We start from the raw sequence: 13,635 nt of genomic DNA, 5'->3' as shown, positions 1-13,635 counted from the left end.
CCGCGCCACCCGAGGAGACACGCATGACGCAGCCTATCCTGCAGGTCAGGGACCTCACCACGCGCTTTCGCACCGATCGCGGCGTGGTGACCGCGGTCGACCAGGTCTCGTTCGACGTGGCCCCGGGCGAGACCCTGGCCATCGTCGGTGAATCCGGCTCGGGCAAGAGTGTGACGGCGCTGTCGATACTGGGCCTGATCCCCGCCCCGGGCGGTTCGATCGACTCCGGCGAGATCGTGTTCGAGGGCCAGGACTTGCTCAGGCTCGGCCCCCGCGGCATGCGTGCCATCCGCGGCAACCGGATCGCGATGATCTTCCAGGAGCCGATGTCGTCGATGAACCCGGCGCTCACCATCGGCAAGCAGATTGCCGAGCCCATCCACCTGCATCGCGGCCTGCCCTGGAAGACCGCGCTGGGGATGGCCGGCGAGCTGCTCGGCAAGGTCCAGATCCCCGAGCCCCAGGGCCGGCTTTCAGCCTATCCGCACCAGTTTTCGGGCGGCATGCGGCAGCGCGCGATGATTGCCATGGCGCTGGCCTGCGAGCCGCGGCTGATCATCGCCGACGAGCCCACCACCGCGCTCGACGTCACCGTGCAGGCCCAGATCCTGGACCTGCTGAAGGACCTGGCCGAGCGCATGGGCACGGCACTGATCCTGATCACGCATGACCTGGGCGTGGTGGCGCGCTATGCCGACCGGGTTGCCGTGATGTACGGCGGCAGGCTGGTGGAAACCGCCTCCGCCGAGGCCCTGTACCGGCAGCCCGCCCACCCCTACACACGCGGGCTGATGGCCTCCGTGCCGCGCATTGACGGCGACACCCGGGAGCCGCTGGTTCCCATCGAAGGCCAGCCGCCCGACCTGACTGCGCTGGGCCCGGGCTGCGCCTTCCTGCCGCGCTGCAAGCAGGCGATCGACCAGTGCCGCAGCGCCCGGCCGCCGTTGCTCGGCGTGCCGGACGCGGCCACGCGGCAGCTTTCCGACCAACATTTCAAGGCGTGCTTCCTCCATGAACTCCATTGAAGCGATAGCGGAGCCGGCAACGGGCAACGGCGGTGTGCAGGCGGGCATGCAGCATGACGTGCGGGCCGACGTGCAGAGTGGCGATGAGATCCTGCGCATCGACGACCTCAAGGTGCATTTCCCGGTCACGCGCGGCGTGCTGCTCAAGCGCCGGGTGGGCTCGGTCAGGGCGGTCGACGGCGTGTCATTCACGCTGCGCCGTGGCGAGACCCTGGGCCTGGTCGGCGAAAGCGGCTGCGGCAAGTCCACCACCGGGCTTGCCATCCTCAAGATGCTGGCCGCCAGCGCCGGACGCATCGCCTTCCGCGGCGCCGACCTGGCCAGCTTCACGCGGGCGCAGGAGCAGCAATTCCGGCGCAGCGTGCAGATGGTCTACCAGGATCCCTTCGGCTCCCTGAACCCGCGCATGAGGGTCAGCGACATCATCAGCGAACCGCTGGAGGTGCATGATTTCCCCGGCGGTCGCAGCGCCCGCCGCGCGCGCGTGGCGGAGTTGCTGGACATGGTCGGGCTGCTGCCCTATATGGCGGACCGCTACCCGCACGAGTTCTCCGGCGGGCAGCGCCAGCGCATCGGCATCGCCCGCGCGCTGGCGCTCGGGCCCAGCGTCATCGTCTGCGATGAGCCGGTGTCGGCGCTCGACGTGTCGATCCAGGCGCAGGTGGTCAACGTGCTGATGTCGCTGCAGCGGCGGCTTGGCCTGTCCTACCTGTTCATCGCGCACGACCTGGCCGTGGTGCGGCATATCAGCGACCGCATCGCGGTGATGTACCTGGGCCGCATCGTCGAGATCGCGAGCCGCGAGGCGCTCTACGCCCGCCCCCGCCATCCCTACACCCAGGCGCTGCTGTCGGCGGTGCCGGTGGCCAGCGTGGAAGGCGAGCGCAGCCGCAAGCGCATCGTGCTGCAGGGCGAGGTGCCGAGCCCGATGAATCCGCCGTCGGGATGCCGCTTCCATACCCGCTGCCCGGTGGCGATGGCGCGTTGCCGCAGCGAAGACCCGGCGCTGCAGGCGCAGCCGGATGGCCAGATGGTGGCCTGCCACCTCTACACTTGAGCGTGTGCTAGCGCTCAGGGCTCCGAGAGGATCCCCATCAGCAACGGCCGCACGAACAGGTCAGCGGCGTTGTCCGCATGGGCATCGCGCACCCAGCGGGACAACTCCACCGCGGCATTGATCATGCCGTTGACCTGCAGCGCGGCAATGGACTGGTCCAGTGCCCGGATCGAGCCATCCTGCATGCCCAGCACCAGGAAGCGCACGATCCGCGCCGACAGCCGGCTCATGGTCAGCATCTTCTCCTTGCGCATGTCCTCGGGCAGCGCGCCATAGATGGTCAGGCGCAGCAGCGGCCCCTGGCTGGAGAACTGGTATTGCACCAGCGCCCGCGACACCGCGCACAGCTTGTCCCAGCCAGTGCCCGGGCCGTTCTCCACCAGCGTCTGGGTATTGCGGATCACTGCAAACATGCGGTCGACGCAGGCCGAGATCAGGTCGTCCTTGTTCTCGTTGTGGTGATAGAACGCGCCCTTGGTCAGGTTCAGCCGCGCCGAGATGCGGTCGGCCGACGCGCCGCGATAGCCCTGCTCGTTGAGCAGCTCGGTCGCGGCGCGCAGGAACGCCTCCTGCGTGGTCTCGGGCCTGTCCGGCGCAGGCAGCAGCGCGGATACGTCCATCTGCGCATGCCAGCGGGCCGACGGCGCGGCAATGCCGTGCAGCAGCACGTCGACCACGGTCTGCGCCACCTTCGGATAGTCCTCGGGCTCATAGCGCTCCACCCACGACATCGCGCCGGTCGCCAGCGACAGCAGCAGGTGAGCGCGCGCGCTCAGCGCACTGCGCTGCGCCGGATCGGCCGGCGGGCGCTCGCGCAGCAGCTGGCGGATGCGGCGGAACATGTCGGTGTAGGCGTCGAATGCGATATCGGCATGGCTGTCCGGCAGCGCCCGGATCTCGCGAAAACTCATCAGTTCAGGCCGCTCGCCGGTGGCGGTGCGCGCCAGGCGCTCGAAGAACAGCGCGATGAAGGCCTTTACCCGTTCGCGCGGCGCCGGCTGCTGCTGGGCCGCACTAGCGATGTCCACCATCTCGCCGATGGCGCGCAGCAGGCACGCCACCACCAGGTCTTCCTTCTTGCGGTAGTAGTACGTGATGCTGTTGGTGCTCAGGCCCACGTCCTCCGCCACATCCGACAAGGTGGTGCCCCGTACGCCCTGGTGGTTGAAGCGCCGCGCGGCGGCGTCCAGGATGGCCTCGCGCTTTTCGACATAGCGGCGGGTCAGGCGGGCTTGCGCGGGGTCCTTGGACATGGCTGGGGGATGTGGTCGCGCAATATTGCGAGTGGACGTGGTGAGGCGGCACAGTGCCTGCGCGGATTATAGCGGGCGCCCCGCTCCCTGCGCGCCAATGCAAAAGCCCGCCAGTGACGGCGGGCTCGTGCTTGCTGCTTGCCGGCGTCAGTTCACCCGCCGGTTCATCCCTTCCCAGAACGGCTCGCGCAGCTTGCGCCGCAGCAGCTTGCCCGATGGGTTGCGCGGCAACGCCTCGACAAACTCGATGCTCTTGGGCACCTTGAAGCCCGCCAGCCGCTGGCGCGTCCACGCGATGATGCCGGCCTGGTCCGGCACCTGTCCCGGCTTGAGCACGACGATGGCCTTGACCGCCTCGCCCCACTTCTCGTCCGGCACACCAACCACCGCCACGTCGGCCACCTGCGGGTGGCCGTAGATCGCGCTTTCGACCTCGGCCGGATAGACGTTCTCGCCGCCGCTGATGATCATGTCCTTGACGCGGTCATGGATGTACAGGTAGCCCTCGGCATCCAAGTAGCCCGCGTCGCCGGTGCGCAGCCAGCCTTCGGCGTCGATGGTGCGCGCGGTCTCTTCGGGCTGCTTCCAGTAGCCAGCCATGTTGTGCTGCGAGCGCACCACGAGCTCGCCGACCTCGCCGGGCGCGAGCTGGCGGCCTTCATAGTCGACCACCTTGATCTCCACGCCAGGCAGCGGCTTGCCCGCGGCACGCATGCGCGGCACTTCCTCGGTGGTGTGGTCCTCGGGCGGCAGCGCCACGATGGTGCCGGTGGTCTCGGTCATGCCGTACTGCTGCACGAAGCCGCAGCCGAACACCTCGATGCCCTCGCGCAGCAGCGCCGCGGGAATCGGCGCGGCGCCGTACAGCAGGTACTTCAGGCGCGAGTAGTCCACCTGGCGCGCGCGCGGGTCGCGCAGCACGATCTGCATCGCGGCCGGCACCAGGAACAGCTTGCTGATGCGTTCCTTCTCGATAAAGTCGAGCACCGCGCGCGGATCGAACTCGCGCGCGACCACGCCCTTGGCACCGGACAGCAGGTTGCGCAGGCCCCAGCCGGAGCCGCCGATATGCGCCACCGGCATCGCCACCAGCGAAACATCGTCGGCGACCCAGTGCGACCAGAGCAGGTTCTCGCGCTCGCTCACTTCGGTGCCGATGGTCAGGTTGCGGTGCGTGAGCATCGCGCCCTTGGGCCGGCCGGTGGTGCCGGATGTGTACAGCTGCAGCAGCACGTCATGCGCGGCTGGCTGGTGCGCGGGCGGCGTGTCCGGCTGCGCGTCGCGCCAGTCGGTGTAGCACTGCCACTCGCCTTGCCCGGCGCACGGCTCCATCACCACCACCTTGCGCACCATCGGCAGCGCGGGCAGCAGGTTCCGGACCATTGCCGCCGATTCCGCCCCGACGAAGAGCACCACGGCATCGCAATGGCCGAGGATGAATTCCACCTCGGGCGGCGCCAGGCGCCAGCTGGCCGGCGTCATCACCGCGCCGATCTTGGACGCGCCAAGCAGCAGCTCGAAATAGTGGTCGCTGTTCTTGCCGATATAGCCAATGCGCTCGCCGACCCCGGCGCCTTCAGCCAGCAGGGCTTGGGCCACGCGATTGGTGTTCCGCTCGAACCCGGCATAGGTGGTCTGCCGGCCTTCGAACGCATACGCCACCGCCTCGGGCCGCAGGCGCGCGAAGTGGCGTACCGCGTGGGGCAGTGTCGTCAGATAGCTGAAGTCCATCCGCGTCTCCTGATTTTGATAGTGTCCGGACCAGCGGTGCGCGGGGCCCGGACACGACGATGTGCTGGCGCTACGCTCAGCGCGGCGCCATGCGGATGGCGCCGTCGAGGCGCACCGACTCGCCGTTGAAATAGCCGTTGCGGCACATCTCGACGGCCAGCGAGGCGAACTCTTCCGGCTGCCCCAGGCGCTTGGGGAACGGCACCGAAGCCGCCAGCGCGGCCTTGACGTTCTCTGCCGCGCCCTGCAGCAGCGGGGTATTGAAGATGCCCGGCAGGATGGTGTTGACGCGGATGCCTTCGCCCGCCAGGTCGCGCGCGATCGGCAGCGTCATGCCGACCACGCCGGCCTTCGATGCCGAGTACGCGGCCTGGCCCATCTGGCCGTCCTGCGCCGCCACCGACGCGGTATTGATGATCACGCCGCGCTCGCCGCCGGCGCTGTCCAGCGTCAGCATGCCCGCGGCCGAGCGCGCGATGCAGCGGAAGGTGCCGATCAGGTTGATCTGGATGATGCGCTCGAAGGCATCGGTCGGGAAATGCTTGATCTGGTCCGGCGCTTCCTTGGAACGCGAGGCGGTCTTGATGGCGTTGCCGGTGCCGGCGCAGTTGACCAGGATGCGTTCCTGGCCGATGGCGGCGCGCGCCCTGGCAAAGCCGGCCTCGACCTCGGCCTCTGAGGTGACGTTGACCTGGCAGAACACGCCGCCCAGTTCACGCGCCAGCGCTTCGCCCTTCTCCACGTTGAGGTCGAACAGCGCCACGCGCACGCCCTGCGCTGCCAGCGCACGTGCCGTCGCCGCGCCCAGGCCCGAAGCGCCCCCCGTCACCACTGCCGATACCGATGCATTGAGTTCCATATGTCTTTCCCTTGTCTCTTGTTCCTGGCCCGGCCGGATCCAGCGCGGCCCCGCGGTCTGATAAAGCCGGCAGGCGCAAGAATCGCCTGTACCGGAGTGGGGTCGAGATTCGTGGATCGGCCGTTGCCACGCATCGTCCGAAGCGACGAATGAGGATGGCGCGGGCCTGCGGCGCGCTCCGGCACCCGGCGCGACCGATGCGCTACAGTGACGCGATCGACGGCCATTCCGGCGCCGCCCGGCACCGGCAACCGACTACGAACCATGCACAAACCCGAACACCACGCCCCCACCCCTGCGCACCGCTGGCATGCCGCCTTGCAGCCGGTGCTGCGTGCGCTCGCCATGCTGGCCGCGCTGTTGACGCTGCTGTGCGCCATCCCGGCGCACGCCACCCCGGCCGGCTCCCTCGCGGCACTGCTGGGCAAGGCGGAGAAACCCGCGGCGCCGGCCAGCGCACCCGCCGCCAGCGTGCCGCTGGCGCAGTCGCTGGACCAGGTGATCGCCACGCTGCAGAACGACGGCGAGCGGCGCGCCCTGGTGGGCCAGCTGCAAACCATGCGCCAGGGGCTGGGTGCCTCCGGGGCCGCGCCCGCCTCCGCCGCGGCAGCCCCGGCCGGCGCCTCCGCGCCCGGCCTGATCGGTGCCGTCGCTGAAGTGCTGGACGAAGTCGATTCCCATCTGCGCGAGGATCGCGGCCCGTGGCAGTTCTGGCGCTGGCGCACGCGCTTCGCGGGCGAGGAATGGCACGCCGCGCTCAGCCACAACGGCACCGGCACGACGCTGGCCTCGCTGCGTGAATTCGCGCTGGTGCTGACAGTCTGGGCGGTGAGCGGCGGGGCCTTGTGGGAGATCGGCCACCGCATCCGGCGCCGGCGCGCGGGCAAACCCACGCGCGCCGAGCGCGGCAAGCTGCCCGAGCTGCCATCGTGGGTCGACGTCGGCGTCTTCATGCTGCGCCATATCGGGCCGTGGGTGGTGGCATTCGGGCTGACGTTGCTGCTGGCCCAACACATGTTTGCCCAATCGCCAGCCAGCGTCGCCGCCGTGCTGGTGGCGTATGCGATCGTGGCCGGTGCGATCGCGGCAGCGGTGTGCCAGGTCATCTTCACGCTGTTCCGCACCGCGCACCGGCAGCTGGCGGTGCGGCAACTGCTGGCGCACTCACCGTGGCTGCTGTTCTGCACAGGGGCGCTGGCAGCACTGGGCGACGGCGCCACCGACAGCCGCGTGATCGCCGTGCTCGGCACCAACCTGTGCGCGCTGGTGGCCACCGTGGCCAATATCGCCGCGGCACTGGGCATCGGCGCGTTCGCGCTGTGTTTCCGCCGGCAGATCGGCCAGCTGATCGGGCAGCGGCCGCTGGCCTTCCGCCAGGCCCGCCCGGCCGTGACCGACCTGCTGCGGCTGGCCGGCCAGGCCTGGCACCTGCCGGTGCTGGCGGTGGTGGTGGCATCGGTGGTCGGCACCATCCTGGCCACCGGCAATGCGGATGTGTTCCTGCGCCGCACGGTGGCATCGGTGGCGCTGTTCCTCGCCGGGCTGCTGCTGACGATGGTGGTGGGGCACTCGCCCAAGGCCACCGCGCGCGCGCCGCGCATCCGCGACCGCCGCCGCTCGGCCTACCTGCAGCGCTTCGGGCGCTTTGCGCTGGCGCTGGTGCGCGTGCTGATCTGGGCGGTCTTCATCGAGATGGTGATGCGCGTCTGGGGCACGTCGCTGGTGCGCCTGGCCGAGTCGTCCGCCGCGGGCCGCCATCTCACCGAGACGGTCTTCAGCGTCACCAGCACCGTGCTGCTGGCCTGGCTGGTCTGGCTGCTGATCGACACCGCCATCATGCAATCACTGTCGCCGGCGCACGGGCGCGGCGCGCAGCCCAGCCTGCGGGCCAAGACCATCCTGCCGCTGGTGCGCAACGCCTCGTTCATCGGCCTGCTGGTGATCACGGTGATCGCGGTGCTGGCCAACCTGGGCGTCAATGTGACGCCGCTGCTGGCCGGCGCGGGCGTGGTCGGCCTGGCCATCGGCTTCGGCGCGCAAAGCCTGGTGCAGGACCTGATCACGGGGCTGTTCATCGTGGTCGAGGACTCCATCGCCATCGGCGACTCGATCGAGCTGCCGGACCACGCCGGCGTGGTCGAAGCCATGACCATCCGCACGGTCAAGCTGCGCGACGGCCGCGGCGCGCTGCACACGCTGCCGTACAGCCAGATCAAGGCAGTCAAGAACCTGTCGCGCGGCTATGGCTACGCGGTGTTCAACATCGGCATCACCTACCAGAGCGACCTGGACCAGGCGCTGGAGCTGATCCGCACCACCGGCGCCGAACTGGCGCGTGACCATCGCTACGCGCGCAACCTGATGTCGGGGCTGGACGTCCTGGGGCTGGACCGGTTCGACCCGAACGGCCCGGTGGTGATGGCACAGTTCAAGACCCGGCCGCTGATGCAGGCCGAGATCACGCGCGCCTTCAATGCGCGGCTCAAGCGCAATTTCGACGCCAACGACATCCGCATGGCATCGCCGAGCCTGACGATCCAGGTGGATGGCGGCGCGGCGCAACTGCTGGATCCGGAAACCGCCAACGAAAAAGCCACCCAACGGGCGGCTGATCCGACAATTCAGGGACAGTAGCAACGCGGTTGGCGCGGGCGTTCCCCTTCACGACGGAGGCGGCGCCTGCCACGGATTGAGCACCTGCAGCCCGGCCGCTTCAAAGGGCGACACGTCCCGTGTCGCGACCATCATGCCGTTGGCCGCGGCAATCGCGGCGATGTAGCCATCCGGCGCGGGAAGGCCGCGGCCACGGCTTCTGGCGGCAACGGCGAGTTCCGCATAGTGCCGGGCCGCATTCGTGTCGAACGGCAAGATGCGCCCTTCGAACAGCGTCACCAGGCCGTCCAGCGCAGCGGCCAGCATGGCGCGGCGCCTGTCCGCCGGCAGCGCGCCGATGCCGAACAGCAGTTCGGCCAGCGTCACACTGGACAGGTACAAGGTCTCGGCGGCCTGGTCGTTGAGCCAGCCGCGCACGGCATCGGCCGGTTCCGGCTTCATGGCCTCGGAAATAACGTTGGTATCCAGGACGATCATTCAAACCTCACCGGCTCGGCCGCTGCCTTGTCCTTGCCCTGCCCGATCGCTTCAACGTCCGCATTCGACAGGCCGATCTCGCGGCCAAGCATCGCCAGCGCATCGCCCAGGCGCACGCGCTTCTGCGGCATCACCGCGCTGGCCAGGATCTGACGCACCTCAGCCTCGGTACTGCGTCCGTTCCGGGCGGCACGGACCCGCAGCGCACGATGCACGTCGTCGGGCACATTTCTAACGGTCAGGATCGGCATGATTGCCCTCATTAATGCAGTCAATGACTGCATTATTATGCCAACGCTGTCACCCAAGCAAGTACTGTGCTCTTGCTGCGTTGAACCTGTGGCACAAGCGCCAACAGAATCGTGGCGCATGTGGAACGTCGCGCACTATTTCAGTGCTGAAAATTCCTTTTTTTCCGGGGCGCTACCATCGCGCTGCGGCATGATCACGTCCCTGCCTGGCCTGGCGGGGAGTTACGCCGTGCAATCCGTATTTTCCCCCCCGATACGGGGGATAAAACAAACAACATTGTTTGGCATGATTGCGTTACGGCGGACATGACGGGACAATGCGCGCCGCCAGCAGCATCCGTATCGGCGCAGATGCAGAACGCCAGAACGGAACCGATAACACAAAAAGATGTAGCCACTTGCCGTGGCACAGAGCAATAGGCGTTTGCCACCGGGGGGATCTGAACATGGGCGAACACCCGACTACGGACGAGGACTTCCATCGTCTGGTCGACTCAATCTACGAGTCCGCGCTGGACGTTGCGGCCATGCCCGCCGCCCTCGACCTCTTTTCCCGATACACCTGCACAGGCAGCCCGCGTTACCTGATCTGGGACAAGCTGGCCGGCCACGCCCGCCTTGGCGTGACCCCGCACGGCTGCTTCACCAGCGGCGCCAGCATGCCCGACTGGCTGCCCGGTCCGCTCGACCTGCCCCATGCGGGCGCTTGCTGCGCCCCCAATGACGCCCCCGCGCTGGCCTGCGACGGTGCCGCCGCGCTGGTGGCCTCGCACCATGGCGGCATGGCGGATGCGGCCACGGCTGCGCTGGCCTGCAGCGGACTGGAACAAGGCATCCGCCTGATCGAGAACGCCGAGGTTTGCGTGCTGATGAGCGGCACCAGCGCGGGCAGCATCAGCGTGGGCCAGCGCGAGCGGCGCCTGGCCCACGTGATGCCGCACTGGGTGCGCGCGGCACGGATGCAGCAGCGCAACTTCGAGCTGAGCGGACTGGCCAGCCTGGGACTGGCCGGGCTGGATACGCTGGACTTCGGCGTGATGGTGCTGCAGGCCGACCTGCGCGTGCGCTATGCCAACAGCTGGGCCGAGGCGCTGGTGCAGGCCGACGGCCACCTGTCGCTGCAGGGCGGCGTGCTGCGCGCCCACAGCGAGACCCTGCAGGCGGTGCTGCGCAAGCTGCTTGACGGTGCCATGCGCGCGCGCGGCACTGAGGCGGCCTCCGGCTCGTGGATGCACATCACCTCCGGCGGACAGCCGGTGCCGATCATCGTCACGCCGCTGGTGTCGCGCCAGCCGGTGGAGGGCCCGTGGCAGCTGCCGGCCGCGATGATGCTGTTCGGCAACTCGGAATCGCGCTCGGTGCTGGATGCCGGCGTGCTGACCTCGCTGTTCGGGCTGTCGCGCAAGGAGAGCATTATCGCGGTCCGCCTGGCTGCCGGCGAAACCCTCAACGAGATTGCCGAGCGCGAATTTCTCTCTCCCCACACCGTGCGCGTGCATATCCGCGACACGCTGCGCAAGACCGGCACGCATCGCCAGTCAGAGCTGGTGCGGCTGCTGCACCTGCTGCCGGGCGTGAACCTGGAGCGCGCCAGCGTGACCCCGGCTGTGCGGCCGCGCGCGCCGCGCCCGCGCGCCGCCTGAGGCGCCGCACCACCCCGCATCAGTTCACTGCCGCCTGCGCCGCCGCCAGGAAGCGCTGCACCTGGCGGTCGCCGTCATCGGGCCGCGCCGCCAGCGCAATGCCGATGCGCCCGGCCGGCCGCGGGCTGGACAATGGCAGGAAGCGCACGCGCCGGTTGGCGTAGCGCGCCGCCACGCTCGGCACCAGGGCCACGCCAAGCCCGCTCTCGACCAGGCTGACCTGGGTCTGCACCTGCACCGCCTCCTGCGTGACACGCGGCACAAAGCCCGCCTGCTGGCACAGCAGCATTGCCACCGCGTGCAGGTTGGGCACCTGCGCCGCCGGATACATGATGAAGGGCTCGTCCGCAAGCGCGCGCAGCGGGATGGCGTCTGCGCCTGCCAGCGGACTGTCAGCCGGGACTGCCGCGACAAAGACGTCGTTTTCCAGCGGCGTCAGCGAATAGTTGCCGGTGTTCAGGATCGGAAAGCGCACCAGGCCGGCGTCGATCTGGTGCTTTTCCAGGCGGTCCAGGATCGCGGCGGTGGTGGATTCATGCAGGATCAGCTCGATGCCGGGATGCGCCGCGCGGAACGCCGGGATCAGCTTGGGCAGCAGCGCATACGTCGCCGAGCCGATAAAGCCGATGCGCAGCGCGCCGCGCTCGCCCTGCCCCGCGGCGATCGCGGCGGCACGTGCCTGCTGCGCATGGAACAGTGCACGGCGCGCATCGTGCAGCGCAGCCTCGCCCGCCTGCGTCAGCCTCACCCCGCGCGAGGTGCGCACGAACAGCGCCGTGCCAAGCTGGTCCTCGAGCTTGCGGATGGAAATGGAAAGCGGCGGCTGCGCCATGTGCAGGCGTTCAGCGGCGCGGTGGAAGTTGCCCGTCTCGGCCAGGGCGACGAACTGCTGCAGCTGGCGGAAGTCCATGGCTCGTTAATATCCTGTGAATATCGATTTCTAAAAAACTAATATTAGACCAAGCCTCGCCTGCTGATCTACCCTGTGCCCCACAGTCAACAAGATCGGAGACAACATGCTGCCGCTTGCAGGCATCCGCGTGGTCGACCTGTCCACCGTGGTGATGGGGCCGTATGCCAGCCAGTGGCTGGCCGACCTTGGCGCCGAGGTGATCAAGGTCGAGCCGCCCGAAGGCGATTCCACGCGCCGCACCGGCCCCGCCGCCGAGCCCGGCATGGCGGCCATTTTCCTGGGCGTGAACCGCAGCAAGCGCAGCGTGGTGCTGGACCTGAAGCAGCCGGCCGCGCAGGCCGCGCTGGACCGCGTGCTGGCCGGCGCCGACGTGCTGATGCACAGCATGCGCCCGCAAAAGCTGGCCGCACTGGGGCTGGCACCCGACGACGTGCGGGCGCGCCACCCGGAGCTGGTCTTTGTCAGCCTGCTCGGCTTTGCCGAGGAAGGCCCCTATGGCGGCCGCCCGGCGTACGACGACATCATCCAGGGCCTGTCGGGCAATGCCGCGCTGATGGCGGCGCAAACCGGCGACAGCCGCTACTTCCCTACCATCGCCGCGGACAAGACCAGCGGGCTGGTGGCCGCGCTGTCGGTCTGCGCGGCGCTGGCCGGGCGCGCGCGGCGCAATGCCGATGGCGGCAGCGGCCACGGCACGCTGGTCGAAGTGCCGATGTTCGAATCCATGGTCGCCTTCAACCTGGTCGAGCACTTCTACGGCCGCCATTTCGAGCCGCCGCGCGGCCCCAGCGGCTATCCGCGCGTGCTGGCACCGCTGCGCCGCCCGTACCGCAGCGCCGACGGCTATGTCTGCATGATGCCGTACACCGACGCGCACTGGTGCGACTTCTTCCACGCCGCCGGGCGCCCCGAGCTGGCCGCCGATGCGCGCTTTGCCGACATCGCGGCACGCACGCGGCATATCGAGACGCTGTACGAGCTCACCGGCGAAATCGTGCACGGACAGACCACCGCGCACTGGGTTGACCTGTGCGAACGCCTGCAGATCCCGGTGGCGCGCATCAATGAACTCGACGACCTGCCGGCCGATCCGCACCTGGCCGCCACTGGCTTCTTCGAAACCGTCGAAGACCCGGCCATGGGCACGCTGCGTTTTCCCGGCGCGCCGGTGCGTTTCGACAGCCAGCGCGCGCCGCTGGGCATCCCGCCGCGGCTGGGCGAGCACACCGCGAGCGTGCTGGCCCAGGCGGGACTGTCCGCAGAAGCGATCGCGCAATTGCAACTAAGCGGTGCCGCACGCTGCGCACCCGCCAAGGAGACACCATGAAGCATGCAGAACTGCCCCGCCTCGGCCAGGGCTTCTACTGGCAGGACCTGCAGGAGGGCCAGGCCTTCCGCACCTTCGCCCGTACCGTGACCGAGACCGACCTGGTCAATTTCATCTCCGTCACCGGCATGGTCGAGGCCATCTTCATCGAAGCCGGCTATGACGGTGGCGCCATCCAGGGCCGGCCGGTGCCGGCGGCGCTGACCTACACGCTGATCGAGGGCTTCATCCTGCAGACCATGATCCAGGGCACCGGGCTGGCCATGCTGGAACTCACGCAGCAGATCCACGCCCCGGTGGTGGTGGGCGACACCATCCACGCCACCGTGACCGTGACCGGCATCCGCCCCACTTCGCGCAACGGCCGGGCGGTGGTGGATTCGCGCATCGAGGTGTTCAACCAGCGCGGGGAGCAGGTCATGACCTACACCGCGCGCCGGTTGCTGGCGGGACGCTGAACCCACGGCGGCATCCGCCGCGTGGCTG

12 protein-coding genes are annotated in these 13,635 nt (G+C 68.9%); 6 read left to right on the top strand and 6 right to left on the bottom strand.

The genetic code is table 11. The annotated features are described in order from the left end of the window. The first annotated feature begins 23 nt into the window (after positions 1-23). A complete protein-coding gene (locus I6H87_RS22355) occupies positions 24-1,025 on the top strand; it encodes an ABC transporter ATP-binding protein (RefSeq protein WP_011616770.1) in 1,002 nt (333 codons plus the stop codon). A 46-nt stretch (positions 1,026-1,071) separates the two neighbouring features. Next, positions 1,072-2,082: an ABC transporter ATP-binding protein gene (locus I6H87_RS22350; RefSeq protein ID WP_041688337.1), complete on the top strand. Its 1,011-nt coding sequence runs from the start codon at positions 1,072-1,074 to the stop codon at positions 2,080-2,082. A gap of 14 nt (positions 2,083-2,096) precedes the next feature. Here the strand turns inward: I6H87_RS22350 and I6H87_RS22345 are convergent, their stop codons facing one another. From I6H87_RS22345 to I6H87_RS22335, 3 genes are all read right to left on the bottom strand, one after another. Beyond that, the gene (locus I6H87_RS22345; RefSeq protein WP_010811703.1) at positions 2,097-3,335 is read right to left on the bottom strand and encodes a TetR/AcrR family transcriptional regulator; all 1,239 of its coding nucleotides are present in this window, start codon (positions 3,333-3,335) and stop codon (positions 2,097-2,099) included. A gap of 147 nt (positions 3,336-3,482) precedes the next feature. After that, a complete protein-coding gene (locus tag I6H87_RS22340) occupies positions 3,483-5,066 on the bottom strand; it encodes a fatty acid--CoA ligase (RefSeq protein WP_011616768.1) in 1,584 nt (527 codons plus the stop codon). 76 nt (positions 5,067-5,142) lie between these two features. Next, on the bottom strand, positions 5,143-5,925 hold the full coding sequence (locus I6H87_RS22335) for an SDR family NAD(P)-dependent oxidoreductase (RefSeq protein WP_011616767.1): 783 nt from the start codon (positions 5,923-5,925) through the stop codon (positions 5,143-5,145). A 264-nt stretch (positions 5,926-6,189) separates the two neighbouring features. Here I6H87_RS22335 and I6H87_RS22330 point away from each other — a divergent pair, with 264 nt between their 5' ends. Continuing rightward, positions 6,190-8,559 (top strand): mechanosensitive ion channel family protein, encoded by a 2,370-nt coding sequence (locus I6H87_RS22330; protein ID WP_041688010.1) that lies wholly within the window; start codon positions 6,190-6,192, stop codon positions 8,557-8,559. Between the two features lie 27 nt (positions 8,560-8,586). Here I6H87_RS22330 and I6H87_RS22325 read toward each other — a convergent pair whose 3' ends face one another. Both I6H87_RS22325 and I6H87_RS22320 read right to left on the bottom strand, forming a co-directional pair. Then, complete coding sequence (locus tag I6H87_RS22325; RefSeq protein WP_011616765.1) at positions 8,587-9,015, bottom strand: type II toxin-antitoxin system VapC family toxin; 429 nt, start codon at positions 9,013-9,015, stop codon at positions 8,587-8,589. Next, positions 9,012-9,266, bottom strand: a complete 255-nt coding sequence (locus tag I6H87_RS22320) for a FitA-like ribbon-helix-helix domain-containing protein (RefSeq protein WP_010811708.1) — start codon at positions 9,264-9,266, stop codon at positions 9,012-9,014. Before I6H87_RS22320 ends, I6H87_RS22325 begins: the two co-directional genes overlap by 4 nt. A gap of 446 nt (positions 9,267-9,712) precedes the next feature. On the opposite strand from I6H87_RS22320, the gene I6H87_RS22315 reads away from it, so the two are divergent. Then, the gene (locus I6H87_RS22315; protein ID WP_010811709.1) at positions 9,713-10,909 is read left to right on the top strand and encodes a helix-turn-helix transcriptional regulator; all 1,197 of its coding nucleotides are present in this window, start codon (positions 9,713-9,715) and stop codon (positions 10,907-10,909) included. 19 nt (positions 10,910-10,928) lie between these two features. Here the strand turns inward: I6H87_RS22315 and I6H87_RS22310 are convergent, their stop codons facing one another. After that, positions 10,929-11,819 carry a LysR family transcriptional regulator gene (locus I6H87_RS22310; RefSeq protein WP_011616764.1) on the bottom strand — a complete coding sequence of 297 codons (891 nt, stop codon included), beginning with the start codon at positions 11,817-11,819 and terminating at the stop codon, positions 10,929-10,931. A gap of 106 nt (positions 11,820-11,925) precedes the next feature. On the opposite strand from I6H87_RS22310, the gene I6H87_RS22305 reads away from it, so the two are divergent. Together I6H87_RS22305 and I6H87_RS22300 are read left to right on the top strand one after the other, a co-directional pair. Then, positions 11,926-13,149: a CaiB/BaiF CoA transferase family protein gene (locus I6H87_RS22305; RefSeq protein ID WP_011616763.1), complete on the top strand. Its 1,224-nt coding sequence runs from the start codon at positions 11,926-11,928 to the stop codon at positions 13,147-13,149. After that, positions 13,146-13,607, top strand: coding sequence for a MaoC family dehydratase (locus tag I6H87_RS22300; RefSeq protein ID WP_010811712.1), 462 nt, complete (start codon positions 13,146-13,148; stop codon positions 13,605-13,607). The genes I6H87_RS22305 and I6H87_RS22300 overlap by 4 nt, the downstream gene beginning before the upstream one ends. Positions 13,608-13,635: the final 28 nt, after the last annotated feature.

Origin of the sequence: Cupriavidus necator (assembly GCF_016127575.1) — a bacterium.
In the GTDB taxonomy this organism is placed as follows: domain Bacteria; phylum Pseudomonadota; class Gammaproteobacteria; order Burkholderiales; family Burkholderiaceae; genus Cupriavidus; species Cupriavidus necator_D.
Note: the sequence above shows the minus strand (reverse complement) of the source record. Positions and strands in the feature narration are given on the sequence as shown.